Genomic DNA, 24,956 nt, shown 5'->3' with positions numbered 1-24,956 from the left:
TCGGCAGACAAGTCGGCCTGGACTTCGACGATCAACGACTCCACCGCAGAGTCATGCATGTGAATGCCTCTCCAGTTTATCGCCGGTCACATCCGTAGTGATAGCGAAGCGGTCAGTAGTGATAGGGGAAGGGCGACCAGTCGGGGTCGCGTTTCTCGAGGAAGGAGTCGCGGCCCTCGACCGCTTCGTCGCTCGCATAGGCCAGGCGGGTCGCCTCGCCGGCGAACACCTGTTGGCCCACGAGACCGTCGTCGACGGCGTTGAACGCGTATTTCAGCATGCGCACCGCGGTGGGCGACTTGCCGAGGATGGTTCTGGCCCACCGCAGCGCCTCGGTCTCGAGTTCGGCGTGACGTACGACCGCGTTCACCGCACCCATCTCATAGGCCCGGCGCGCACTGTATTCCTCGGCCAGGAAGAACACCTCGCGCGCGAACTTCTGCCCCACCTGGCGGGCGAAGTAGGCGCTGCCGTAGCCGCCGTCGAACGAGCCGACATCGGCATCCGTCTGCTTGAAGCGGGCGTGCTCCTCGCTGGCGATGGTGAGGTCGCACACCACGTGCAGGCTGTGCCCGCCGCCGGCCGCCCAGCCCGGAACCACCGCGATGACAACCTTCGACATGAACCGGATGAGCCGTTGCACCTCGAGGATGTGCAGGCGGCCGGAGCGGGCGGTGTCGATGCCCTTGGCGGTCTCTCCGTCGGAGTATTTATAGCCGTCACGGCCCCGGATGCGCTGGTCGCCCCCGCTGCAGAACGCCCAGCCGCCGTCTTTCGGGCTCGGACCGTTGCCCGTCAGCAGCACCACGCCCACACGGGGGTTCTGCCGAGCGTCGTCGAGCGCCGCGTAGAGCTCGTCGACCGTCTTCGGGCGGAACGCGTTGCGCACCTCGGGCCGGTCGAACGCGATGCGTGCCACGCGGCCCTCGCGGTCGAGGTGGTAGGTGATGTCGGTGAACCCCTCCGAACCGGGCGCGACGACCCATTCTGACGGGTCGAAGATGTCGGAGACTGTGGTGCGTTCGGTCATGACCCCAGCCTATTCGGGCGGTGGATTCGGGGCCGTTCCGGGCCGATTATGTGGATAACCCGCGAGCCGCGCGAGACTTGTGGAGTGATGGACGACGACGTGACCGAACTCCCCCCGCTCGACGACCTGCTCGAGACGGCGCGGGTGGTGGCCATCCCACTCCACACCCGCTTCCGGGGTCAGACCGTGCGCGAACTCGTGGTGTTCGAGGGGCCCGAGGGTTGGACCGAGTTCTCACCGTTCCCCGAATACGACGACGCCGAGGCCGCATCCTGGCTGCGGGGAGCGATCGAATTCGGGTATGCGCGGATGCCGACGGCGCTCCGTGCCGAGATCATGGTGAACGCCACACTGCCGGCGGTGGCGGCATCCGAGGTCGCGCGCGTTCTGTCGCGATATGACGGATGCCGCACGGTGAAGGTGAAGGTCGCCGAAACCGGCCAGACACTCGACGACGACGTCGCTCGCGTACGCGAGGCTCGCGCGGTGCTCGGCGCCGAGGGCCGGGTGCGCATCGATGCGAACGGCGGCTGGAATGTCGACGAGGCCGAGCACGCGATCCACCGGTTGTGCGAGTTCGACCTCGAGTACGTCGAGCAGCCCTGCGCGACCGTCGACGAACTGGCTGAGATCCGCGGCCGCGTCGCCTACATGGGTATTCCGATCGCCGCCGACGAGAGCGTGCGCAAGGCGGCCGATCCGCTCGCGGTCGCGAAGGCCGGCGCCGCCGATCTGCTCGTGATCAAGGCCCAACCCCTCGGCGGGGTGCGCCGCGCGATCGAGGTCGTGCGCCTCGCGGGCCTGCCGGCCGTGGTGTCGTCAGCCCTCGAGAGCTCGGTGGGAATCGCCATGGGAGCGCACCTCGCGGCCGCCCTGCCCGAACTCGACTACGACTGCGGCCTCGCCACCGTCGACCTCTTCACCGGTGACGTCACCCACGACAGCCTTGGGCCCCGAGCCGGACGTATTCCCGTGACGCGCCCCGACGTCGACCCCGCCCTCCTCGACCGCTACCGCGCAAGCCCCGACCGCGAACTCTGGTGGCGCGACCGCCTCACCCGCTGCCACGCCCTCCTGCACTGACCCCCAGCGCCCGCCCCTCCGCCCCGAGAAGTCACAATCTGTCCTACGACAGCCCAACTTTCAACACATTTCGACTTCTCGCGTGGGCACAACTCGGTCGAGCGGCTGCCCGTCACACCGAGAAGTCACAATCCGTGCCATAACCGTCCGGGGTGCCACGATTCCTGACTTCTCGCGGTAGCTCGCGAGCACCCTTCGACGGCTTCCGCGCGACCGCCCCGCGGCGAGGCCGCCCGCGAGCGCTGGTGGCATGACCGCACCACCCGCGCCCGCACTACCCGCACCACCCGCGCTACCCGCCCCGGCGCACGATGGCCGCTCCCCCAAAAAGTCACGTTCCGTTCCACCACGGCCCAACGGGCAACGCATTTTGACTTCTCGCGTGCGCACAACTCGGTCGAGCGGCTGCCCGTCACACCGAGAAGTCACAATCTGTGCCAAAACCGCCGGAGTTGCCACGTTTATTGACTTCTCGCGGCTCCTCGCGGGAGGTTCGCAACCAATACAGGGCGCGCGCCGACGCGAGCGGTGGAGGCGCGTCCGCAGCGGTGCCGCGCTCAACTGCGCCGAGCGGCATCCCGACGCGCCGAGAAGTCACAATCTGTGCCAGATCCGCCCGAGATGCCACGGGTATTGACTTCTCGCGTGGGCACGCGCGACGAGCGCGCGGCTAGAGGCCCGAGTACGCGTGCAAGCCCTTGAAGAAGACGTTCACGATGCCGAAGTTGAAGAGCACCGCCACGAAGCCCACGATGGCGAGCCAGGCCGAGCGCGAACCGCGCCAGCCGCGCGTCGCCCGCGCGTGGATGTAGCCGGCGTAGATGACCCAGATGATGAAGGTCCAGACCTCTTTCGTGTCCCAGCCCCAGTAGCGGCCCCACGCCCGCTCGGCCCAGATGGCGCCGGCGATGAGCGTGAAGGTCCAGAACACGAAGCCCACGATGTTCACCCGGTAGGCCAGTCGCTCGAGGGTCTCGGCGTCGGGCAAGGTCTTCAGGAAGCGAAGGCGCAGCGCACCCGCCAGCCGCGAGACGGCGTCGCCCTTGGTCTGCAGCAGCTGCACCACCGAGAGGGCCCCGCCGAGGGCGAAGAACGCCGTGCCGAGGCTCGCGACGAACACGTGGATGACGAGCCACGCCGACTGCAGCGCCGGCGGCAGCGGCGACACGCTCACGTAGTAGTTGACCGTCGAGATGCCGAGCAGAATGAGCACGAGCCCGGTGACGAACGTGCCGAGGAACCGCAGGTCTTCGCGCAGCAGCACCACCAGGAACACCGCGACGATCAGCAGGGTGCCCGTGATCGAGAACTCGTACATGTTCGCCCACGGCACCCGGTCGGCGGCGACGCCGCGGAGGATGACGCCCGCGAGCTGGATGACCCAGGCCAGGATGGTGAACGAGACCCCGAGACGCAACGGGATCGACCGGCGGCCCGCAGTGTCGAGCCCCTCGACCGACACGAGAGCCGCATCGTCGGCGCCCGGGGAACCCGCGCCACCGGCATCCGGAGCCCCCACCACGGCGGGAACCTTCGCGGCACCGACCTCGGCACCCACCTCGGCAGCCTTCTTGACCGTCGACGACCGGCGGGCCAGGTCGAGCGCGAAGGCGATGAATGCGAGCGCATACACGGCCATGGCCGAGTAGATGAGGATGATCGAGATCTCGTCGAGGGTTTGCGTCACAGGTAGAGCCTAAGCCTTGGTGTCGGAAGGAGAAGAGGCGGCGTCAGACTGTGCAGAATCGGCCCCGTCATCGGGAGTTGTGGAGGAGAAGCTCTCGGCCTGTTTCGCCGCCAGCGCCGCCACCGCCTCGACCAGCCGCGGATCGTCGCCCCGGGCCAGACCCGCGTATTCCACGTGCACCGACCCGTCGGCCCGATCGGTCGCCTTGACCCACAGTCGCCGCCGCGGAATGAACAGCGACGTGAGCAGTCCGCCGAGCACGAGCACCGCGAACAGCAGCACCCAGCCCTGGGTGGGGTCGTGGTGCACGTCGAACGACGCGAACCGCTTGACCCCGTCGAGGGTGACGGTGCCGAGGCCGTTCGGCAGGTCGGCCGTCTCGCCCGGCTTCAACTCGAGCGAGTCGACACCGGTTTCGCCTCCCGTGAGCTGCGTCATCGAATCGGTGTCGAGCGAATAGACCGACGCCGGCACCCCACCGTCGAGGCCGAGGTCGCCGTCGTAGACGTTGAGCGTGAGCACCGGATATTGCAGCTCGGGGAACGACGAGAAGTAGACCCCGGATGCCGCCTCCGCCTGGGTCGGGTAGAAGAAGCCGATCAGCCCCACCTGGTCGGGCAGTCCGTCGGGGATCTTCACCACGCCGAGCGACGTGAGGCTCGCATCCTGCGGCAGGAAGGGCACTGAATCGGTGAACACCACGTCTCCCGCGGGGTTCCGCACCGTGATGGTGGGGGCGTAGCCGTTGCCGAGCAGGTAGATGTCGGTGCCGCCGATCTTCAAGGGGCTGTTCACCTTGATCTCGTCGGTGGAGGTCTCGCCCGCGGCATCCTGAGCCGTCACCGAGGCCGTGTAGTCGAGCGGCTGGCCGAAGGCCTTGAGCGACTGCGTCTCGTAGGTCGCCTCGAACGAGTCGAGGGTGAGGGCGTAGCGCGAGAGCTGGTCGTCGCTGAAGAAGCGGCCCGGGTTGAACGAGTCGTAGGCGAGCAGCGTGTTCACGAAGGTCTGCCCCTCCACCACCACGCGCTGCCCCTGGTAGCCGAAGCCGCCGCCGATGCCGACGGTGATCAGGATGCCGACGAGCGCCGAGTGGAAGACGAGGTTGCCGGTCTCGCGCATGTAGCCGCGCTCGGCCGACACCGAGACGGTCTCGCGCCCCGTTCGCGCGTCGACGCCGGTGAACACGACGGTGCGGTAGCGCTGGCGGCGCAGCAGCGTGCGGGCCGAGTCGACGACGGATGCCGCGTCTGCTCCACCCTCGAAATCGCGCGTGGTGAATCCCGCCAGTCGCGACAGGCGCGCAGGGGTGCGTGGCGGCTTCGCGCGCAGGGCGTCGAAGTGGTGCTTCGTGCGCGGGATGACGCAGCCGATCAGCGAGATGAACAGCAGCAGGTAGATCGACGAGAACCAGGCCGACGTGTAGACGTTGAACAGCTGCAGGGAGTCGAGGAACGGCGCCAGATCGGGGTTGTCGACGAAGTACTGCGTGACGCCGTTGGGGTCGGCCGCGCGCTGGGGCACGAGCGATCCGGGCACGGCTGCGAGCGCGAGCAGCAGGAGGAGGAAGAGCGCGGTGCGCATGCTGGTGAGCTGACGCCAGAACCAGCGCAGCCAACCGACGACGCCGAGCTTCGGCAGGGTGACGTCGTCGCCGGCCTTCGGTCGCTCGGGCTGCGCGGAATCGTAGTGATCAGATGGGCGAGACAAAGCCGTTGATCACCGCCTGCATCTCGTAGATCCAGATCGTCCAGAGCCCCGAGACCATCAGGATGCCAATGGCCACGAGCAGGGCGCCGCCGACGATGTTGATGGTGCGGATGTGGCGCTTGAGGAACCGCACCGAGCTGGTGACCCAGTTGAGGCCGAGGGCCACGAGCAGGAAGGGCAGGCCGAGGCCGATGCAGTAGAAGAGGCCGAGCAGCACGCCGCTCCAGGCCGAGCCGCTCGTGAGGCTGAGCGCCTGGATGGCGCCGAGGGTCGGGCCGATGCAGGGCGTCCAGCCGAGGCCGAACACGATGCCGAGGATGGGCGCGCCCGCGAGGCCGGTGGCGGGTCGCCAACTCGGCTTGAAGGTGCGCTGCATGAAGCTGAACTGGCCGATGAACACGAGCCCCAGGGCGATGACGATCACGCCCATGATGCGGGTGATCCACTCCTGCCAGACGATCAGCCAGGTGCCGAGGGCGCCGAAGGCCGCCGAATAGGCGAGGAAGATGACCGAGAAGCCCAGGATGAACAAGGCGATGCCGAGCAGCATCCGTCGCCTCGCCGCCTTGCGACCCGCCACCGAGTCGCCGGCGCCGCCCGCTTCGGAGATGCCGCCGACGTAGGCCAGGTAACCCGGAACGAGCGGCAGCACGCACGGCGACGCGAACGACACCAGGCCCGCGAGCAGGGCGATCGGGATGGCGAGCAGCAACTGGCCGCTCAGCACGACCTCGGCGAAGGGATTGCCCACGGGTCAGCCGGCTTCCGGCGAGGGGGTGGGTGCCGAGGTACCGGGCGCCGAGGTGCCGGGCTCGAGGTTCGATGTGATCAGCGTCTCGAGGATCGACGCGTCGCTCAGCTGGCCCAGGATGCGCGCGGCGACCCGGCCCTGCTGGTCGATCACGAGGGTGGTCGGCACCGCGTTGGGCGCGACGGTGCCCGAGAAGGCGAGTTGCATCGCCCCGTCGGTGTCGATGACGGAGGGGTAGGTGACGTCGTAGGTCTCGGCGAATGAGATGGCGGTCGGCGCCTGATCGCGCACGTTGACACCGAGGAACGAGACATCCCGGCCCTGGAAGTCGTTGTTGAGCTTCTCGAGGTCGGGTGCTTCGGCGCGACACGGCGCGCAACCGGCGTACCAGAAGTTCAGCACGAGCACCTGGCCCGCGTAGTCGGCCGACGAGACGGTGCCGCCGTTCTCGTCGGTGCCGGTGAACTGCACGGGCTCGCCGCGGTCGGCCGGCTCGACCTCGGTGACGGTGCCGTCGCCGGAGATGTAGCCCTTGTTGCTGCCGTCGAGGTACTGCTGCGCGAGCGGGTCGCTCGAGCAGCCCGCGAGCAGCAGCGTCGCGGCGACCGCCGTCGCGGCCACGGCGGCGCGGATGCGCGTCGACCTCGCCGTCACACTGCCCCCACGTCGGTGGCGCCGACGGCGAGCGGGGCGGCCGGGTCGACGTAGCCGACCTCGACGAAGCGACCGTCGCGGAACTCGAAGCTCGTGATGCTCGACAGGGCGCAGCGGCGCTTGCGCGGGTCGTGCGGCAACTTCTTGCCGACGATGGTGAGGTGCGCCATCCAGATCGGCAGCTGGTGGCTGACCATGACGACGTCGCCGGAGTCGACGGATGCCTGTGCGTCGGTCATGGCGGCGAGCATGCGTGCCGAGACCTGGCGGAAGGGCTCGCCCCAGGCCGGGCGCCACGGGTTCCAGAGGAAGCGCCACATGCGCGGATCGCGGAGCGCCCCGCCCGGGCCCTTCATCCGCCGGCCCTCGAAGGCGTTCGTGGGTTCGATGATGCGGTCTTCGATCGACGGCGCGAGCTCGAAAGCCTGGGAGATGGGCTGGCCCGACTGACGGGCGCGCAGCAGCGGCGACGTATAGAGGGCGCTGATCGGCCGGTGACGCGCCACCAGATCGTCGGCCGCCGCCTTCGCCATGCGGTGCCCGAGTTCGCTGAGGCCGAAGTTCTCGAGGCGCCCGTAGAGCACTTCGTCGGGGTTGAAGACTTCGCCGTGGCGGACGAGGTGGATCTGGCTGGCGGGCACGGCATCCAGTCTACGAGCGCCGATACCGCGAGAATGCCGAGAGGGCCTGAATCTGTTAGCGACACTTCACCAGTCATGAAGAACTATTCGATTGTGCTGAACAGTCATCCGCGGTGGAATGGATGTCAGAAAGGCTTACTCATGACCATCATCACCCTGTCCGTTTTCGCCATCATCTCCGCCGCCGGCATCGCCGCGACCATCGCCGCCATGCGCGTCGACGGCTATCGGGCCGTTCCCTCGCGCGAGGCCTGATCGACCAGTCGCGGGTAGACTCTTCTCCCGTGACTGAACGCACCCTCGTCAAGAACCTGGCCGCCCTCGAAGACGGCCTCGTGACCGTCTCCGGATGGGTCGAAACCGTCCGCGACCAGAAGAAGGTGCAGTTCGTCGTGTTGCGCGACGAGTCGGGCGCCGTGCAGCTGGTGAACCCGCGCACCGACGACACCGAGGCGGTGGCCGAGATCATCTCCGGCCTCGCCCAGGGGTCGTTCGTGACCGCCACCGGCGAGCTGAAGCACGACGAGCGCGTGAAGCTCGGCGGCATCGAGGTGAAGCTCGCCACCCTGGTGGTGGAGACCGCAGCGATTGCCGAGACGCCGATCGCGGCCGACTCCGGAATCGACAAGCGCATGGACTGGCGCTTCCTCGACCTGCGCCGGCCCGAGCAGAACCTCGTGTTCCGCGTGCAGACGACGCTCGAGCACGCGTGGCGCACTTACTGGGTCGAGCACGACTTCATCGAGATCCACACCCCGAAGCTGATGGCGTCGGCGTCGGAGTCGCGCGCCGAGCTGTTCGAGGTCGACTACTTCGACACCAAGGCCTACCTGTCGCAGAGCCCGCAGTTCTTCAAGCAGATGGCCCAGCCCGCCGGCTTCGGCAAGGTGTTCGAGGTGGGCCCCGCGTTCCGCGCCGACCCGTCGTTCACCTCGCGTCACGCCACCGAGTTCACGAGCGTCGACGCCGAGATCTCGTGGATCGACTCGCACGAAGACGTCATGCAGCTGCACGAAGAGCTCATGGTGGCCGGCTTCAAGGCCGTCAAAGAGAAGCACGGCGACGAGATCAAAGCGCTCTTCGACGTCGACATCGAGGTGCCGACCCAGCCGTTCCCGCGCATCCCGCTCGCCGAGGCGAAAGAGATCGTGGCATCGCGCGGCTACGTCGTGCCCCGCGAAGACGACGACATGGACCCGGAGGGCGAGCGCCAGATCGCGGCCTACGTCAAGGAGACCTACGGTCACGACTTCGTCTTCCTCACCGACTACGCCGCGAGCATCCGGCCGTTCTACCACATGCGCAACGCGGCCGACGAGACCATCACCAACAGCTACGACCTCGTCTACAACGGGGTGGAGATCTCGACCGGCGCCCAGCGCGAGCACCGCATCGACGTGCTCGTCGAGCAGGCCAAGCAGAAGGGCCTCGACCCGGAGGAACTCGAGTTCTACCTCGACTTCTTCCGTTATGGCGTGCCGCCGCACGGCGGCTTCGGCATGGGCCTCTCGCGCGTGCTGATGCTCATGCTCCACCAGACCAACCTGCGCGAGGTCGTCTACCTCTTCCGCGGCCCCACCCGCCTCACCCCGTGATCGCGGCGCCCACCCCGGCGCACGACGGCGGCGGCCGCTAACACGGTCACCACCACCACGAGCACGGGAACCGCGACCCAGACGACCCCCCAAATCAGGACCCAGACGACCCACCAGATCAGGTTGCCCGCCCCAGCATCACCCACACGCAGCTCACCTTCCTTGCCGAGTATTCCTCAGCTCCCGGTGAGAGGCTAGGCCGCGAGACGGCCTGTCGGCAACGCGCGACGACGACCTGTGGATAACGAGCGCCGTGAGGGCCGCCAGTGGGTCAGAGGTCGATGTCGACCGACGCCCGAGCCGACACGAGTGCCTTGATCTGAGGCACGACGAGCAGGTGCTCGGGGTGCGACTGGTAGGCGTCGAGACCCGCGAGGTCGTCGAAGTCGGCGATGAGCACGACATCCCAGTTCGCGTCGAAGTAGGCCATGTTGCCCGCGACGGTCAGCGAACGCACCGACGGCACGAGCGGCGGCAGCGACGAGAGCAGACGCACGATCGTGTCGACCGCGTCGGCCTTCTCGTGCGGGTCGGTGGCGACGAGCTTCCAGGTGACGACGTGTCGGATCATGCGGAGACCTCCAGCAGTGCGGCGCGGAGACGGGCCTCGTCGACCCGCCAGATGGTGTGCACGCGACCCTCGATGAGCACCACCGGGATCTCCTCGGCGAACTCGTCCATCAGGGCGGGATTGTCGAGGATCGACAGCTCCGTCACGGCGACGTCGACCGACGGCACCGACGAATCGGCCGCGAGATCGTCGAGCACCCCGCGGATGGCCTCGCGCGCGTCATCGCAGAGATGACACCCCGGTTTGCCGACCAGCGTGAGAGAGACGGATGCCACGGCTCAAGCCTATCGAAGCACTCGCCGCAGCCCTCATCCGAGCACTTGCCGCGGCGGCATCCGCGCGGTCACAGCACGAAGTCGGGCTCGATGGTCCAGGCCGTCGCCGACTCGAGCACCCCGAGCAGGGACAACGCGCTCAGAACCGCATGGTCGTGACCGAGGGTCGAGTAGACGTCGAGCGCGAGCGGCGGCGGTTCGCCGAACTTGGGAATCTCGATCTCGACCCGGGCGCCGCCGTCGAGGCCGATGAACGGGTGCACGCCGCGCGCATCCGTCACCTCGCGATCGAGCGCCAGTGCGACGATCGCGAGCGCGTCGACCTTGGTCACCGCATCGCGGACGACCAGGGTGGCGCAGTATTCGACCGGAGACGGCACGAGCCCAGTATCTCCCTCGGCGCCCAGCCCGCGGTGGCCGCGGGCAAGCAAAAAGCGCCAGACGCAATGTCTGGCGCTCTGCTCGCGTAGCGAGACGTAAAGTCTGGCTACTTCTTGTTGCGACGCTGGTGGCGAGTCTTGCGAAGCAACTTGCGGTGCTTCTTCTTCGCCATGCGCTTGCGACGCTTCTTGATTACAGAACCCACACAAACCTCACACGTATTGGTATTGACCGCGGCGATTCGGCGGTCAGGGGCAAAAGAGCCTCGCAGAAGTGTACCAGCTACCGTCAGGCGGAATCGGCGACGTGATTCTCGACCGCCGAGGCGACAGCAGACTCCGGCACCCGGAACGAGCGGCCGAAACGGATCGCCGGAAGCTCACCGGAGTGCACGAGACGGTAGACGGTCATCTTCGACACCCGCATCATCTCGGCGACTTCGGCGACCGTGAGGAAACGCACGTCTTCCAGGTCAGCAGCCATGGCGAAACTATAGGGCTCGAAGGCGCTCACGAGCAACAGCAGTCACTCCCGCATCACCGGCGACGGCGGATGCGACAGCGTCAGCCTCAGCGACGCAGCTTCGACACCAGGTCGTCGGCCACCGACTTCACGGCGTGCGAGGTCGCCGCCGCCCGGCGCCCGACGTTCTGGCCGAACGTCGCCGCGGCCGACTTGACCGCGTCGGACGCGTTGTCCCACAACTCGTCTTCGGCGGCGGTGTCGAAGTCGGCGGAGAGGAACGGGATGATCCAGTCCTCGACGTCTTCGAGCGGCGACACATCGATCTTGTAGAAGCGGTGCTGACCCTCTTCGCGCACCATCACGAGGCCGGCATCCCGCAGCACCTTGAGATGCTTCGAGACCGTGGGCTGACTGAGTTCGAGCTGCCCCACGAGCTCGGACACACTGAACTCCCCCTCGGCCGCCCCCGACGTGGTCGACGTCTCGGTCGAGACGTACCGCTCGAGCAACAACGACAGCAACTGACGCCTGGTGGGGTCAGCGATCACTGAGAAGATGTCGGCCATGCGTCCAGGGTACTGGTGCTCCCCCGCATTCGCGCCACCGCCGGGTAGCATTGCACCGTTCACACAGGGGCAGCCAGAACGACTGCCGAAGCGAGGATCTGGATGAGCTTCCGCAGCACCACGATCAGTCGCAACCCGCTGCACCGGAGCCGCACCTGGATCGGCCGCATCCGCGACGGGATGCGCGAATTCTCGGAGCGCTCACCCTCCCGCTTCGCCATCCTCATCTTCGCGGCGCTCGTGCTCATCTTCACGGTGCTGTTCTCGCTGCCGATCTCGAGCGCCTCGGGCCGCGCCACGAGCCTCGCCGACTCCGTGTTCACCGCCGTCTCGGTCATCTGCGTCACCGGCCTCTCCACAGTCGACATGGCCACCCACTGGTCGGTCTTCGGCCACATCGTCATCTACTTCGGCGTGCAGATCGGCGCGCTCGGCGTGCTGACGCTCGCGAGCATCCTGGGCCTCGTCATCTCGCGCCGGCTGGGGCTGCGCGCGCGTCTCATCGCCGCGAGCGACACCAACCCGCTCCGGATGCACCACGGCCCGGTCGCCGAGGGACAGGCCGTGCGGCTCGGCGAGATCGGCTCCCTGCTCGCCACCGTCGCGATCAGCGCCCTGGTCATCGAGCTCGCGCTCGCGGTGCTGCTGCTGCCACGGATGCTGGTCGACGGCATCCCGATCGGTGAGGCCGTGTGGTTCGCGCTCTACTACTCGGCCATGGCCTTCACGAACACGGGGTTCACGCCCAACGCCGACGGGCTCACGCCGTTCGCGGGCGACTACTTCTTTCTCACCGTGCTGATGATCGGCGTGTTCCTCGGCAGCATCGGGTTTCCGATCATCTACACGCTGTCGAGGAGCGTCAAGGGATGGCGCCAGAACCACAAGCGCGGGATGAACCGGCCACCGCGCTGGTCGGTGCACGTGAAGCTGACGCTCGTCACCAGCGCCATCCTGATCGTGGCGGGCGCCGCGCTCTACATCGTGCTCGAATTCGACAACCCGAAGACCTTCGGCGAGCTCGGGGCGGGTGACACCGTGTTCCAGAGCTTCTTCCTGTCGGTGATGACCCGGTCGGGCGGATTCTCGACCATCTCGATCCCCGATCTCAACGGGTCGAGTCTGCTCGTGACCGACATGCTCATGTTCATCGGCGGCGGGTCGGCGTCGACGGCCGGCGGCATCAAGGTGACCACCCTCGCCGTGCTCTTCCTCGCCGCGTTCGCCGAGGCCCGCGGCAACCAGGAGATGGAGGCGTTCAGCCGCCGCATCCCGAGCGACGTGCTGCGCCTGGGTGTCAGCGTCGTGCTCTGGGGGGCCACCACGGTCGCGGTGTCGAGCATCCTCATCCTGCAGATCTCGAAGGCGTCGCTCGACTTCGTGCTGTTCGACGTGATCTCGGCGTTCGCGACCTCGGGACTCACCACGGGGCTCACCGCGTCGCTTCCCGACGGCGGCATCTACATCATGGCGGCCACCATGTTCATGGGCCGCGTTGGTACTGTGACACTGGCTGCCGCCCTGGCCGCGAGCCAGCGGCAGCAGCTCTACAAGCGCCCGGAAGAGAGGCCCATCGTTGGTTGACCGAATCAAACACGACGCGCCCGTGCTCGTCATCGGTCTCGGCCGGTTCGGCGCGGCGACGGCGGGCGAGCTCGACCGGCTGGGCCGCGAGGTGCTCGCCATCGACGAAGACGAGCGGCTCGTGCAGAAGTGGTCGGAGCGCGTGACGCACACCGTGCAGGCCGACGCCAAGAACGTCGAGGCGCTGCGGCAGATCGGGGCGCAGGAGTTCCAGATCGCGGTGGTGGCCGTCGGGTCGTCGATCGAGGCATCCGTTCTCATCACGGCCAATTTGGTCGATTTGCGAGTGCCGCAGATCTGGGCCAAGGCCATCTCGCGCTCGCACGGCAAGATCCTCGAGCGCATCGGCGCGAATCACGTCATCTACCCCGAGGCCGAGGCCGGCGAGCGCGTGGCGCACCTGGTGTCGGGCCGCATGCTCGACTTCATCGAGTTCGACGACGACTTCGCGCTCGTGAAGATGTATCCGCCGAAACCGATCCGCGGCCTCAACCTCACCGAGTCGGGGGTGCGCACGAAGTACCACGTGACCGTCGTCGGTGTGAAGAGCCCCGGCAAGCCGTTCACCTACGCCACGGAATCGACCGTCGTGTCGAACCACGACCTCATCATCGTGTCGGGCAAGAGCTCCGACATCGAGACGTTCGCGTCGCTCGGGAATTGAGCTGGTTTCGTGCGGCTAGCCGGCGGCCAGTTCTTTGGCGCGGGTGAGGGCGGCGTCGGTGGCGCGGGTGAACAGGGCGGGCAGGTCGGCGTCTTGCAGCACGGCGATGGCTCGTTCGGTGGTGCCCTTGGGGCTCGTCACTTGAATCCGCAGCTCGGTGGGGGTCTTGCCCGAAGCCACGAGCAATTCGGATGCGCCGGCGAAGGTTCCGTTCACCAGCTCGGCCGCCTGCTCGGCGGTGAACCCCTTCTCCACAGCCGCGGCCGTCATCGCTTCTATCAACAGAAACACGTACGCCGGCCCTGATCCCGAGATGGTGCTGAGAGCATCGAGCTGTGATTCCGGAACCTCGACCACCGTCCCCACCGTCTCGAACAGCGCGCGCACGAGCGCCAGATCGGCGTCGCTCGAGCGGGTGCCTGGTGAGACGCCGGTGACCGCCCGGCCGACGATGGCGGGAGTGTTGGGCATCGAGCGCACCACCGCGACGGTCTCCGGCAGGTGCGCCTCGAACGTCGCGACGGTCACCCCCGCGGCCACGCTCACGACGATCGTTCCCGGCTCGAGCGCCTCGGCGATGTCGTCGAGCAGGTCGGGCACCATCGCGGGCTTCACGGCGACGAGCACGACGGCGGCGCCGGCCACGGCACGTCGATTGGCGTCGGGGTCGCTCTCGGTCGCGAAAGCCGTCACACCGTCGGTTCCGTCGAACTCGGCGGCCCGCTCGGCAGACCGGTTCGTCACCCGGATGCCGCCCGTCACCTCGACCGCGTCGGCGAGCAGCCCGCCCAGAATGGCGCGGCCCATCGAGCCTGCTCCGAGAAGGGCGATGGACGGGAGTCGGGTGCTTTCGACGGTGCTCACGAGTCCATCCTAGGATTGGCCACGCAGCGGGTTGAGATGCGGAGAAAGAGGGCATGGCGTGAGCACATCAGGCGGCACCAGAGCGATCATCGCGGCGTTGCTGGCGAACGTCGGCATCGCCATCGCCAAGTTCATCGCGTTCCTGCTCTCGGGGTCGTCGTCGATGCTCGCCGAGAGCGTGCACTCGCTGGCCGACTCCGGCAACCAGTTGCTGCTTCTGCTCGGCGGGCGCAAGTCGCGACGCAAGGCCGACAAGGAGCATCCGTTCGGCTACGGCCGCGAGCGCTACGTCTACGCGTTCGTGGTGTCGATCATCCTGTTCTCGGTCGGTGGTGTGTTCGCGATCTACGAGGGCATCGAGAAGGTGGGGCACCCGGAGGAGATCTCGAATCCGTGGATTCCGATCGGCGTGCTACTCGTGGCCATCGTGCTCGAGGGGTTCTCACTGCGCACGGCGATCAAGGAATCGAACCACACCCGTGGCAAGCAGAGCTGGGTGCAGTTCGTGCGACGGGCCAAGGCGCCGGAGCTCCCGGTGGTGCTGCTCGAAGACACCGCAGCGCTCACCGGTCTGGCGTTCGCGCTGGTCGGCGTGGGGCTCTCGGTCGTCACCGGCAACGGCATCTGGGACGGCATCGGAACCCTCTTCATCGGCACCCTGCTCGTGCTCGTGGCGGTGGTGCTGGGCATGGAGACCAAGAGCCTGCTCGTCGGCGAGGGCGCGACCGACGCCGACACGTCGAAGATCATCACCGCGATCGAGGGCACGCCCAAGGTCGATCGCCTCATCCACATGAAGTCACTCTACCTGGGGCCCGACGAACTGCTCGTCGCCGCGAAGATCGCCCTCGCGCCCGAGAGCGAATTGCGCGACGTCGCCGAGACGATCAACGAGGTCGAGGTGAACATCCGCGGCGTGATGCCCATCGCGCGGGTCATCTACATCGAGCCCGACGTCTACGTGCCCCCGGTCGAGACCGAGACCAACACGTCGGCCATCGTCATTAAGAGCACCGACTGAGCGTGACGGGTCGGCACGCGGTCGTCATCCGCAATGAGCGCGCCGCCGGGCTCGGCAACTTCGAACCGGTGCTGCTCGCCCATGGCTACACGATCGAGGTGATCGACGCCGAGCCGAGTGCGGGCGCGCTGCCCGCGGCACAGGGCGGCACGGCTCCGAGCGACACCGCGCAGGGCGGCACCGGCGGGTTCGCCGCCGCACTCGCCGCGGCATCCGGAGCCGACCTCGTGATCGTGCTCGGTTCGAGCCGGGGCGTCTACGAGAACGACCGCCACGACTTCATCGACCCCGAGATCGCGTTCGTGCGCGAGCGCCTCGCTCGGTCGACCCCGACGCTCGGCGTGTGCTTCGGGGCCCAGGTGATCGCGGCGGCACTCGGCGCGCCGGTGCATCCGGGCCCGGGGGCGGATGTCGGCTACCGCGACGTGACGCCCACGGCCGATGGCCTGGCGTCTCCGCTGCGCCATGTCGCCGGTGTGCCGATGGCCGAGTGGCACGGCGACACTTTTCCGCTGCCGGAGGGCACGGTGCGCCTGGCGTCGTCGGCGCGCTACCAGAACGAGGCGTTCGGCATCGGCGACTGGCTGCTCGCCGTGCAGTTCCACCCCGAGCTGACCGACGAGATGCACGAGCAGTGGCTCGCCGACGACGAGGCCTACGTGCTGAACGCCGGCTACTCCCCCGCCGCCCTGCGCGCCGACCGGGAAACCTTCGGCGCCGGCATGCAGACCGCGTCGCAGCGGATGCTCGCCGACTACCTCGACCGCATCGCACGTCTCGGCTGAGCCGGCCCGCGCAAGCAGACCGACGACCCCCTACCGCCAACCCCTACTGCAGCGGCCCGTCCCCTACCGCAGCGGCCCGTCACCACGGAAGAACGTCGTGAGCAACGCCGCGCACTCCTCGGCCTCGACCCCCGCCACCACCTCGACCCGGTGATTGAGCCGGCGGTCGCGCAGCACGTCGTAGACCGAGCCCGCCGCGCCCGCCTTGTCGTCCCACGCCCCGAAGATCACCCGCGGGATGCGGGCCGAGAGAATCGCCCCGGCGCACATGATGCACGGCTCGAGGGTCACGATGAGGGTCGCGTCGGTGAGATGCCAGTCGTCGATCTTCCACGCCGCCTGCTTGATCGCCACGATCTCGGCGTGCGCCGTCGGGTCCTGCCGCAGTTCGCGCTCGTTGCGGCCCACCCCGATCACCTCGCCGTTGCGGTCGATCACGATCGCACCGACCGGAACGTCGTCGGTCTCGAGGGCGGCCCGGGCCTCGTCGAGCGCCAGTCGCATCCAGTCCGACAAGATCTCCGGAGCCGGCAGCGTGCTCGGCATCGAATCGGCCACGTCAGGTCCTCTCGGTCGGGCGGCAGGTTCCATAGTCGTGCCTCGGGGCGGTCCCGTCCAGTGCGGCTTCCGGCAGCCGGTGCGGCGTCCGATAGATTGACTGCTATGCGAGTTCACGTTGCCGACCACCCGCTCATCACCCACAAGCTCACGGTTCTGCGCGACATCAACACGCCGTCGCCCACCTTCCGCTCGCTCGCCGAAGAGCTGGTGACCCTGCTCGCCTACGAGGCCACACGCAACGTGCGCGTCGAGCCCGTCACCATCCAGACCCCGGTCGCCGAGACCACCGGCGTCGCCATCAGCGACCCGCGCCCCCTCGTCGTGCCGATCCTCCGCGCCGGCCTCGGAATGCTCGAGGGCATGACCAAGCTCGTGCCCTCGGCCGAGGTGGGCTTCCTCGGCATGGTGCGCAACGAAGAGACGCTCGAGCCCACCACCTACGCCGAGCGTCTGCCCGACGACCTCTCCGACCGGCAGTGCTTCGTGCTCGACCCGATGCTCGCCACCGGCGGGTCGCTCTCGGCCGCCATCGGCTTTCTGTTCGATCGCGGGGCTCAGGATGTCACGGCCATCTGCCTGCTCGGAGCCCCCGAGGGTGTGGCAGCGCTCGAGAAGGCCACCGAAGGCCGCGACGTCACCCTCGTGCTCGGCGCTCTCGACGAGCGGCTCAACGAGAAGGGCTACATCGTTCCGGGCCTGGGCGACGCCGGCGACCGCCTCTACGGCACCGTCTGACCGCCGCGCCTCAACCGGCCTCCTCGGCCCCGGCCGCGGGGGCCGCGCTGGGAGCCGTGGGAGCCGAGTCGGCGTCGCTCGCCTCGCCATCGTCGGTCGATGCGCGCTTGCGGCGCAGCAGGTCGAGCAGGCCGATCACCAGCGCGATGGTCATGAGCCCGAGCGTCACGAGAAAGGCGTTGCGAAAGCCGTCGTGATAGATCATGACGTTGTCGCTGTTGCCCGGGCCCTCGCGATAGAGGGTCGAGAAGAAGATGGATGACGCGGCCGCCACGCCCACCGCCGTGCCCACGCGCTGGCCCACCTGAGCCATCGACCCGGCGACGCCGCCCTCGGTCACCGGAACATCCGCGAGTGTGAGGGTCTGGTTGGGCGAGATCACGAGCCCACCACCGGCGCCAGCCACCGCCATCGCGCCCGCCATGAACCAGATCGAGTCCTCGGCGGGCGGCAGCACGGCCCCCAGAAGCACGAGCACGAACCCCACGATCGCGATCACCAGGCCGAGCACCACGAGCGACCGGCCGTAGCGCGCCACGAGGCGCCCGCCGATGAGCGCGGTGATCGCCGACGTCAGCGCGAACGGAATGCTCACCATGCCCGCGAACACGGGCTCGAAGCCGAGGCCCTCCTGGAGGAAGAGCGTCGTGAGCAGGAACACGGCCGGGATGGCCGCGAAATACGCGGTGGCCAGCAGCAGGCCATTGCGATACGACCCCAGCGAGAACAGGGCGAAATGGATGGCGGGCGACTTGCCCGCCGCCTCGTAGCGCCGCTCCCACGCGATGAACACCACCACCGCCACCGCGCAGCCGGCGAGGGAGAGCCACCGCCACGGACTGTCGTCGGGCCCGCCGGTCGTGAGCACGAACGGCAGCATGAAGGTGAACACGGCGATGCCGAGCAGCACGATGCCGACGAGGTCGAGATTGCGCGCTCCCGGCTGGTGCGGCTGCGTCTTCGGCAGCAGCCGGATGGCGAGCAGCAGGGCGATGATGCCGAGCGGCACGTTCATCCAGAACAGCAGTCGCCAGCCGTCGGTCGGTCCGCCAACCGCGATCAACAGGCCGCCGAGGGTGGGGCCGAAGGCCGTCGAGACGCCGATCGTGGCGCCGAACACCCCGAACGCCCGCCCGCGCTCCTCGCCCTGGAACAGCTGCTGCACGAGCCCGAGCACCTGCGGCATCTGCACGCCCGCGGCGACGCCCTGCAGGATGCGGGCGATCACCAGGGTCTGGATGGTCGGCGCCACGGCGCACAGGGCGCTGGCCACGGTGAAACCGCTGAGTCCGATGATGAACATGACCTTGCGCGAATAGAGGTCGCCGAGCCGCCCGGAAGGCACGAGCGCCAGGCCGAAGGCCAGCGCGTAGCCCGCCACGATGATCTGCAGCTCGGTCGAGCCGGCGCCGAGCGACTTCTCGATCGAGGGCAACCCGACGTTGACCTTCGAGAGATCGAGGATGGTGAGGGCGGCCACGGCGACGCACACGCCGAACGCCTGCCACCGGGCGCGACCGGAGATCGCGGGAATCGAGGGAGTGGCCATGCGCTCGAACCTATACCTCGGTCGGCGGCGCAGCCGCCCGCAGGATGCGCGAGGCCGATCGGGCTCGCGCGGATCGCTTGACATTTCGGGGCGGCATCCGGTTAGCTTCTGTCTATGACTGACAACGTGCACACCCTGACCTCCTTTGAGGCCCCTGGGGATGCCGGCATGATGATGGCCGGCAGCGTCGTCATGTGTTGTCGAATGTGTCGCTAACGAGACAATCTCGTCGAGCACCTCTTCACCTCTCAGCCTCATCCCGCTGATCGAACGGTACAGGTGCTCCCGCATCGGAATCCCGATGCCGCCCGGACTCTCATCGCAGTCCGCAGCCTGACACACCTCCGGCCCCCGCTCACGCGGGCCACTGTTCCATAGGACAACTCTCATGTCGATCGCCCACCTGGATTCCCGCCCCGCCACCATCACCCCCATCTCGCGCGTCGACGACGTCGCGACCACCCCCCGCATCCGCGCCGTGCCCGAGGGCACCGAAGCGCGCGGCTTCGTGCTCTACGTCGGCATCGACGAAGACAAGGCCGCCGCCGACGGCACCGACCTCGGCCGCATCGTCGAGCAGCTGAAGGCGCTCGCCGCGCAGATCGCCCCGTCGTCGGAGACCTACGCCGCCGTGGCCCTCGCGCCCCGCGGCGCCGGCGGCCGCGACGTCGAGGTCGTGCGCCTCGCGCTGCAAGACCCGTCGGCGCTCGCGAAGCACCGCCAGGTTCCGGATGCGCAGGATCGCGCCCGCGACGGCGTGGTCGTCGACCTCTCGCGCAAGCGGGTGCTGCTCGACAACACGGCCGCGAACCTCACCTACAAGGAGTTCGAGCTGCTGCAGTATCTCGTGCTGCGCGAGGGCCGCACCATCGAACGCGCCGAACTCATCACCGCGCTCTGGAGCGCCGGCGACGAAGAGGTGCCCAACGAGCGCACCATCGACGTGCACGTGCGACGCCTGCGCTCGAAGCTCGGCGACTACGAAGACATCGTGCGCACCGTGCGCGGCGTCGGCTACCGCTTCGACCGCCACGCGGACGTGTCGGTGCGGCACACGAGTACGCCCTCCCCGGACCTGTTCTAGTTTGTGCGCCGCCGCCTCTGCGGCGCACCTTGCGGTAAGGGTTCGGCTCGGGAGAACTTGGCCGCTCTCAGGGTGGAAAAGCGACGTCACGCCGCCGCTTTTCCACGGCTCGGTTGTGCGCCGCCGCCTCTGCGGCGCACCTTGCGGTAAGGGTTCGGCTCGGGAGAACTTGGCCGCTCTCAGGGTGGAAAAGCGACGTCACGCCGCCGCTTTTCCACGGCTCGGTTGTGCGCCGCCGGGCGGGTTGATTGGCGCTTCAGGGTTGGCGGTGGGGTTTGGTGGGGAGGGCGAAGGCGGTGAATGCGCCTAGGGCGGTGAAGGCGGTGGCCCACCAGAAGGCGAGGTCGAAGCCGTCGGAGAGGGGGCCACTGCTCCCCGACGTCGCGAGAGCACCTTCGAGAATGACCGCCAGCAGCGCGACACCGAACGAGCCGCCGAGTTGCTGCACGATGCGCGTGATGATGCTGGCATGCGGCACGTCGTCGCGATCGAGGCCGATGTAGGCGACGGTCATCAGCGGCACCAGCACCGCCCCGAGGCCGAAGCCGCGCACCACGAGCACCGCCATGAGCACCCACTGGTCGGTCGTGGCGGTCACGAAGGCGAACGGCACGGTCGAGAGGGCGACGATCGCGAAACCGGCGACCGCGACCCATTTCGCTCCGAGCGAGTCGGTCAGCCGCCCGGCGAAGAACCGGCTCACCAGCGCTCCGACGCCCTGAGGCGCGAGCAGCAGCCCGGCGCCAAGCGCATCGAACCCGCGCACCTCTTGCCAATAGAGCGGCAGCAGCAGCATCGCGCCATAGAGCGAGACTCCCGAGAGGAACAACAGCACGCATGCCGACCACACCCCACGATGGCGGAGCAACCGGATGTCGACCAGCGCCGCCCCGCCCCGGCGCCTCGCGTGCAGAACGAAAGCGACGACCAAGGCGACCCCGACGATGACCGACACCAGCACGTCGAGGCGCGTGAACCCGCCCTGCTGCCCCGCGTTGGAGAGACCGTAGAGCAGCCCGACGACGCCGGGCGACAGCAGCACGAAGCCCAGCAGATCGAAGCGCGGCCGAGCGGCCGGGTTCTCGTTCGGCAGGATGCGCCAGGCCAGAACCAGGCCGACGACGCAGAACGGCACGTTGACCCAGAACAGCCACCGCCAGTCGAGCGCGCCGAGGATGAGACCGCCCGCGACCGGGCCGAGAATGGGGCCGAGCGCCGTCGGCAGGCTGACCACCGACATGATGTTGCCGAGCCCGCGGCCGCCCGAGGCCTGCACGATGATCGTGGCGAGCAGCGGCAGCATGAGTCCGCCGCCCAGGCCTTGCAGTGCCCGGAACGCGATCAGGCTCGGAGCGTTCCAGGCCAGGCTGCACGCGACCGAACCCACCAGGAACACGACGAGGGCGAACATCCAGACCCGTTTGCCACCGAAGCGCGCCTGCCCCCACCCCGCGAGTGGGATGGCGATGCCGAGCGCGAGCAGGAACGCGGTGCTCACCCACTGGATCGTGGCCACCGACGAATCGAGCTCGGTCGTGAGCGTGTGCAACGCCACGCTCACGATCGTGGTGTCGAAGACCACGGCCAACGCTCCGACGATCAGCACCGTCGCGGTCTTCGCCATCTGGGGGTCGATCCGCTTATCGGTGCCGGTGTTCGTCGTCATCGGGAGTCCTCTCGTTAAGGAACAGTCATGTACCTTAACGAGACTAGGGGTCTGCGATAAGGTACACAAGTGGGCCCTGACGAGACGATGCCGAGACGACGACGCGGTCGCGAACTCGAAGACGCCCTGCTGCAGGCCGCACTCGACGAGCTCGCCGACAGCGGCTACGGAGACTTCACCATCGAGCGGGTGGCCGAGCGCGCCGGCACCAGCCGTCACGTTCTCTACCGGCGCTGGCGCTCGCGCGAGGAACTCGTGCTGGCCGCCCTGCGGCACGACGCCGACCGCGACGCGGCCGAGGTGCCCGACACCGGATCGCTGCGAGAAGACGTGCTCGCCGCCCTGCGTTCGGCGAACGAGCGGCGCATCGGCGCCGTCGCGCTCTACAGCGTTCAGCTCGGCACCTACTTCCGCGACACGGGCACCTCGCTCGGCGAACTGCGCCGGCAGATCCTCGGCGACCGCCCCCCGGTCATGCAGACGATCGTCGACCGGGCCGTGGAGCGCGGCGAGGTCGACCCGCGCCGGCTCACCCCGAGGATCGTGACCCTGCCCGCGGATCTGCTGCGCCACGAGGCTCTGATGACCCTCGGCCGCGTGCCCGACGAGGCGATCGTGGCGATCGTCGACGACGTGTTCCTGCCGCTCGTTCAGGGCAGCTGAGGCCCCCGTTCGGGGCACACAGCTAATTCTCAGAAAAATAACGTTTTGGTAACTAGCGCTCCGTTACCAGACCGTTATATATTGATGAAGCCGAAGTTGTTTGCTGTGGCAGCTTCGGCGGAATGTGATTGCAGGACACTCTTGGTGCAAGGGAGAGGGCCCGTCGTTAGCCTCTACGACGGGCCCTCAATCACTTAACGCTCCGGTCCCCGCCGGTCCGATACACCCGGTCCAATACAGTGGCCGGATGACCCGTGAGATGCTCTTCGTCGGCACCGTCATCACCGCCGATGCCGCACAGCCCCGCGCCGAAGCCCTGCTCGTGCGCGACGGGCGCATCGCCGCCGTCGGCGGGCGCGCCGCCGTGCAGGCCGAGGCCTCCTCGGATGCCGCCGTGGTCGAGCTCGGCGACCGCGCCCTGCTGCCGGGTTTCATCGAGGCCCACGGTCACCCCTCCGACAGCGCCGTCGTGCTGAGCCGGCACTTCGTCGACATCCGCCCCGTCACGCTCGAGACCGCCGACGACGTGATGCGCGCCATCCGCGACGGCGTTCGCGACCACCCCGACGGCGCCTACTTCAACGGGTGGGACGGCCTGCTGCAGACCGGCCTCGCCGACCCCACCATCGCCGAGCTCGACGCGATCGGCGGTGACACCCCCCTCGTGATCCTGCACAACTCCGGCCACGTCGTCTACTTCAACTCCGCGGCCGCCCGGCAGGCCGGTGTCGACGCGAGCACCCCCGATCCGGCCGGGGCGCACTGGCAGAAGGATGCCGCCGGGGCGCTCACCGGCAAGGGCTTCGAGGTCGGCACCGTGTTCGCCCTGCTCGGCCCCACCCTCACCACTGCAGCCCACGAGCTGCCCGAGCTGCTGCCCGCCTACCTGCGCAGCCTCAACGCGGTCGGCATCACCACGGTGAGCGACATGAGCTGGGATGCCGCGAAGCAACCCGCTCTCGACGCCGCCCGCGCCGCCGCTCCGCTGACGGCGCGACTGCGGCTCTACGAGATGTCGGCGCCCGGCCGGACCGCATCGGTGCCGCTCGAGAACGGCGACGACGTCGTGAAGCAGGTGGGCGTGAAGACCTGGGCCGACGGCTCGCCCTGGGTCGGCAACATCCTCATCTCGTTCCCCTACCTCGACACCGACGGCACCCGGTCGATCGGGGTCGCGCCCGGGTCGCACGGCTCGGCCAACTACTCCCGCGAGCAACTCGACGAGGTGGTGGAGCGCTACTTCCCCGACGGCTGGCAGCTCGCCTGCCACGTGCACGGCGACCTCGCGGTCGACCGGGTGCTCGACAGCTGGCAGGCACTGCTCGAGCGGCATCCGCGGTCCGACCACCGGTTGCGCATGGAGCACGTCGGCGCCATGTCGCCCGCCCAGTTCGAGCGGGCCGCCGCTCTCGGCGCCACCGTGAGTCTGCTCATCGACCATGTCTACTACTGGGGCGAGGTGCTCGTCGACGAGCTCTTCGGCCCCGAGCACGGCGGCCCGTGGGCGAACGCCCGAGCCGCTCTCGACGCCGGGCTCACCATCTCGTTCCACAACGACGGCACCGTCACACCGGCCGAGCCGCTGCGCAACATGGCCGTCGGCATGACGCGCACCACGCGCGCCGGTCGTCACATCGCGGGGGCGGAGGGGGTCACGTTCGACGAGGCCCTGCGCGCCCAGACCCTCGGCGCCGCCTGGCAGCTCTTCGCCGAGAACGAGGTGGGCAGCCTCGAGGTGGGCAAGTACGCCGACCTCGTGGTGTTGTCGGCCGACCCCGCCTCGGTGCCGCCCGACCAGCTGCCCGCACTCGAGGTGCTCGAGACCTACCTCGAAGGGCGGCGGGTCTACCGGCGCGACGACGCCTCCGGCGCGTAGCCGCGTGCCAGAATGAGACCCACGATCTGCAGTCACGAGTGTCAGGAGCTCAGATGGCCCCGGATGTTTCCCCCGTCGCGGCCTGGGAATCGCTCTTCCGCGCGCAGGTGACCGTCATGCGGCAGCTCGCCGCCGAGTTCCCCACCGGCATCGTGTCGCTGAACGAATACGACGTGATGTTCAACCTGTTCATCCAGCCGCGCAAGGTGCTGCGCATCCGCGACCTCGGCGAGAAGGTGCTGCTCACCCAGCCCAGCATCAGCCGCCTGGTCGACCGGCTCGTGTCGCGCGGCATCCTGCAGAAGAGCGACGACCCGACCGACGGCCGGGGCACGCTCGTCGGCCTCACCGACCACGGCGTGCAGGTCTACCGGCAGGCGGCGGTCATCCACGCCGAATCGATCAGCGCGCACATGAGCGGCCACCTCTCGCCCGCCGAGCTCGACGAACTCGCCCGTCTGTGCGACAAGCTGCGCGAGGGCATCACCGCGAAGTGAC

At 68.4% G+C, this 24,956-nt stretch carries 28 protein-coding genes; 11 read left to right on the top strand and 17 right to left on the bottom strand.

Features of this window, described 5'->3' with window-relative positions; translation table 11 throughout:
• Positions 1-112 precede the first annotated feature (112 nt).
• Positions 113-1,030, bottom strand: coding sequence for a 1,4-dihydroxy-2-naphthoyl-CoA synthase (locus N1032_RS00280; RefSeq protein WP_259536665.1), 918 nt, complete (start codon positions 1,028-1,030; stop codon positions 113-115).
• 87 nt (positions 1,031-1,117) lie between these two features.
• Between N1032_RS00280 and N1032_RS00275 the strand changes: the two genes are divergently transcribed.
• On the top strand, positions 1,118-2,113 hold the full coding sequence (locus N1032_RS00275; RefSeq protein WP_259537936.1) for an o-succinylbenzoate synthase: 996 nt from the start codon (positions 1,118-1,120) through the stop codon (positions 2,111-2,113).
• Between the two features lie 670 nt (positions 2,114-2,783).
• On the opposite strand, the gene ccsB is transcribed toward N1032_RS00275, so the two are convergent.
• The 5 genes from ccsB to N1032_RS00250 are packed head-to-tail and all read right to left on the bottom strand — an operon-like array spanning position 2,784 to position 7,553.
• Complete coding sequence (gene ccsB / locus N1032_RS00270) at positions 2,784-3,800, bottom strand: c-type cytochrome biogenesis protein CcsB (protein WP_259536664.1); 1,017 nt, start codon at positions 3,798-3,800, stop codon at positions 2,784-2,786.
• Positions 3,801-3,809: 9 nt separating this feature from the next.
• Positions 3,810-5,507, bottom strand: a complete 1,698-nt coding sequence (resB, locus tag N1032_RS00265) for a cytochrome c biogenesis protein ResB (protein ID WP_259536660.1) — start codon at positions 5,505-5,507, stop codon at positions 3,810-3,812.
• The gene (locus tag N1032_RS00260) at positions 5,491-6,258 is read right to left on the bottom strand and encodes a cytochrome c biogenesis CcdA family protein (RefSeq protein ID WP_259536659.1); all 768 of its coding nucleotides are present in this window, start codon (positions 6,256-6,258) and stop codon (positions 5,491-5,493) included. Before N1032_RS00260 ends, resB begins: the two co-directional genes overlap by 17 nt.
• Positions 6,259-6,261: 3 nt before the next feature.
• The gene (locus N1032_RS00255) at positions 6,262-6,912 is read right to left on the bottom strand and encodes a TlpA disulfide reductase family protein (RefSeq protein WP_259536658.1); all 651 of its coding nucleotides are present in this window, start codon (positions 6,910-6,912) and stop codon (positions 6,262-6,264) included.
• Positions 6,909-7,553: a histidine phosphatase family protein gene (locus N1032_RS00250; protein WP_259536657.1), complete on the bottom strand. Its 645-nt coding sequence runs from the start codon at positions 7,551-7,553 to the stop codon at positions 6,909-6,911. The genes N1032_RS00255 and N1032_RS00250 overlap by 4 nt, the downstream gene beginning before the upstream one ends.
• 284 nt (positions 7,554-7,837) lie before the next feature.
• On the opposite strand from N1032_RS00250, the gene aspS reads away from it, so the two are divergent.
• Positions 7,838-9,148, top strand: coding sequence for an aspartate--tRNA(Asn) ligase (gene aspS / locus N1032_RS00245; RefSeq protein ID WP_259536656.1), 1,311 nt, complete (start codon positions 7,838-7,840; stop codon positions 9,146-9,148).
• Here the strand turns inward: aspS and N1032_RS00240 are convergent.
• The 7 genes from N1032_RS00240 to N1032_RS00210 all read right to left on the bottom strand — a co-directional run bounded on the left by N1032_RS00240 (position 9,112) and on the right by N1032_RS00210 (position 11,406).
• The gene (locus N1032_RS00240) at positions 9,112-9,294 is read right to left on the bottom strand and encodes a hypothetical protein (RefSeq protein ID WP_259536653.1); all 183 of its coding nucleotides are present in this window, start codon (positions 9,292-9,294) and stop codon (positions 9,112-9,114) included. The two genes, aspS and N1032_RS00240, sit on opposite strands and share 37 nt — an antisense overlap.
• Positions 9,295-9,419: 125 nt before the next feature.
• Entirely contained in the window at positions 9,420-9,719 is a 300-nt protein-coding gene (locus N1032_RS00235; RefSeq protein WP_259536652.1) for a Dabb family protein, read from the bottom strand.
• Positions 9,716-9,994: a glutaredoxin family protein gene (locus N1032_RS00230; RefSeq protein WP_259536651.1), complete on the bottom strand. Its 279-nt coding sequence runs from the start codon at positions 9,992-9,994 to the stop codon at positions 9,716-9,718. The genes N1032_RS00235 and N1032_RS00230 overlap by 4 nt, the downstream gene beginning before the upstream one ends.
• 68 nt (positions 9,995-10,062) lie before the next feature.
• On the bottom strand, positions 10,063-10,374 hold the full coding sequence (locus tag N1032_RS00225; protein ID WP_259536650.1) for a hypothetical protein: 312 nt from the start codon (positions 10,372-10,374) through the stop codon (positions 10,063-10,065).
• A gap of 107 nt (positions 10,375-10,481) precedes the next feature.
• Entirely contained in the window at positions 10,482-10,580 is a 99-nt protein-coding gene (locus N1032_RS00220) for a 30S ribosomal protein bS22 (RefSeq protein WP_003792170.1), read from the bottom strand.
• An 83-nt stretch (positions 10,581-10,663) separates the two neighbouring features.
• A complete protein-coding gene (locus N1032_RS00215; RefSeq protein ID WP_259536649.1) occupies positions 10,664-10,858 on the bottom strand; it encodes a helix-turn-helix domain-containing protein in 195 nt (64 codons plus the stop codon).
• An 86-nt stretch (positions 10,859-10,944) separates the two neighbouring features.
• Positions 10,945-11,406 (bottom strand): ArsR/SmtB family transcription factor, encoded by a 462-nt coding sequence (locus N1032_RS00210; RefSeq protein ID WP_259536648.1) that lies wholly within the window; start codon positions 11,404-11,406, stop codon positions 10,945-10,947.
• 102 nt (positions 11,407-11,508) lie between these two features.
• Here N1032_RS00210 and N1032_RS00205 point away from each other — a divergent pair, with 102 nt between their 5' ends.
• Positions 11,509-12,990: a TrkH family potassium uptake protein gene (locus N1032_RS00205; RefSeq protein ID WP_407932990.1), complete on the top strand. Its 1,482-nt coding sequence runs from the start codon at positions 11,509-11,511 to the stop codon at positions 12,988-12,990.
• The gene (locus N1032_RS00200; protein ID WP_259536645.1) at positions 12,983-13,654 is read left to right on the top strand and encodes a potassium channel family protein; all 672 of its coding nucleotides are present in this window, start codon (positions 12,983-12,985) and stop codon (positions 13,652-13,654) included. The genes N1032_RS00205 and N1032_RS00200 overlap by 8 nt, the downstream gene beginning before the upstream one ends.
• 15 nt (positions 13,655-13,669) lie before the next feature.
• Here the strand turns inward: N1032_RS00200 and proC are convergent, their stop codons facing one another.
• Positions 13,670-14,518 (bottom strand): pyrroline-5-carboxylate reductase, encoded by an 849-nt coding sequence (gene proC / locus N1032_RS00195; protein WP_259536643.1) that lies wholly within the window; start codon positions 14,516-14,518, stop codon positions 13,670-13,672.
• A 58-nt stretch (positions 14,519-14,576) separates the two neighbouring features.
• Between proC and N1032_RS00190 the strand changes: the two genes are divergently transcribed.
• Both N1032_RS00190 and N1032_RS00185 read left to right on the top strand, forming a co-directional pair.
• The gene (locus N1032_RS00190) at positions 14,577-15,539 is read left to right on the top strand and encodes a cation diffusion facilitator family transporter (protein ID WP_259536638.1); all 963 of its coding nucleotides are present in this window, start codon (positions 14,577-14,579) and stop codon (positions 15,537-15,539) included.
• Between the two features lie 2 nt (positions 15,540-15,541).
• Positions 15,542-16,324 carry a glutamine amidotransferase-related protein gene (locus N1032_RS00185; protein ID WP_259536637.1) on the top strand — a complete coding sequence of 261 codons (783 nt, stop codon included), beginning with the start codon at positions 15,542-15,544 and terminating at the stop codon, positions 16,322-16,324.
• Between the two features lie 63 nt (positions 16,325-16,387).
• On the opposite strand, the gene tadA is transcribed toward N1032_RS00185, so the two are convergent.
• Positions 16,388-16,828: a tRNA adenosine(34) deaminase TadA gene (tadA, locus tag N1032_RS00180; RefSeq protein ID WP_259537934.1), complete on the bottom strand. Its 441-nt coding sequence runs from the start codon at positions 16,826-16,828 to the stop codon at positions 16,388-16,390.
• A gap of 159 nt (positions 16,829-16,987) precedes the next feature.
• On the opposite strand from tadA, the gene upp reads away from it, so the two are divergent.
• Complete coding sequence (upp, locus tag N1032_RS00175) at positions 16,988-17,620, top strand: uracil phosphoribosyltransferase (protein WP_259536636.1); 633 nt, start codon at positions 16,988-16,990, stop codon at positions 17,618-17,620.
• 10 nt (positions 17,621-17,630) lie between these two features.
• Here upp and N1032_RS00170 read toward each other — a convergent pair whose 3' ends face one another.
• Positions 17,631-19,169, bottom strand: coding sequence for an MFS transporter (locus N1032_RS00170; RefSeq protein WP_259536635.1), 1,539 nt, complete (start codon positions 19,167-19,169; stop codon positions 17,631-17,633).
• A 388-nt stretch (positions 19,170-19,557) separates the two neighbouring features.
• Here N1032_RS00170 and N1032_RS00165 point away from each other — a divergent pair, with 388 nt between their 5' ends.
• Positions 19,558-20,253, top strand: coding sequence for a winged helix-turn-helix domain-containing protein (locus N1032_RS00165; RefSeq protein WP_259536634.1), 696 nt, complete (start codon positions 19,558-19,560; stop codon positions 20,251-20,253).
• Between the two features lie 256 nt (positions 20,254-20,509).
• Here N1032_RS00165 and N1032_RS00160 read toward each other — a convergent pair whose 3' ends face one another.
• On the bottom strand, positions 20,510-21,919 hold the full coding sequence (locus tag N1032_RS00160) for an MDR family MFS transporter (protein WP_259536633.1): 1,410 nt from the start codon (positions 21,917-21,919) through the stop codon (positions 20,510-20,512).
• 69 nt (positions 21,920-21,988) lie between these two features.
• On the opposite strand from N1032_RS00160, the gene N1032_RS00155 reads away from it, so the two are divergent.
• The 3 genes from N1032_RS00155 to N1032_RS00145 all read left to right on the top strand — a co-directional run bounded on the left by N1032_RS00155 (position 21,989) and on the right by N1032_RS00145 (position 24,955).
• Positions 21,989-22,582, top strand: a complete 594-nt coding sequence (locus N1032_RS00155) for a TetR/AcrR family transcriptional regulator (RefSeq protein ID WP_259536632.1) — start codon at positions 21,989-21,991, stop codon at positions 22,580-22,582.
• Between the two features lie 247 nt (positions 22,583-22,829).
• A complete protein-coding gene (locus N1032_RS00150) occupies positions 22,830-24,458 on the top strand; it encodes an amidohydrolase (protein ID WP_259536631.1) in 1,629 nt (542 codons plus the stop codon).
• Positions 24,459-24,511: 53 nt separating this feature from the next.
• Positions 24,512-24,955 (top strand): MarR family winged helix-turn-helix transcriptional regulator, encoded by a 444-nt coding sequence (locus N1032_RS00145; protein WP_259536629.1) that lies wholly within the window; start codon positions 24,512-24,514, stop codon positions 24,953-24,955.
• Position 24,956: the final 1 nt, after the last annotated feature.

Source organism: Herbiconiux daphne (assembly GCF_024979295.1).
Taxonomy (GTDB): Bacteria; Actinomycetota; Actinomycetes; order Actinomycetales; family Microbacteriaceae; genus Herbiconiux; species Herbiconiux daphnes.
The sequence above is the reverse complement of the archived record's forward strand: the minus strand, read 5'-3'. Positions and strand labels throughout refer to the sequence as shown.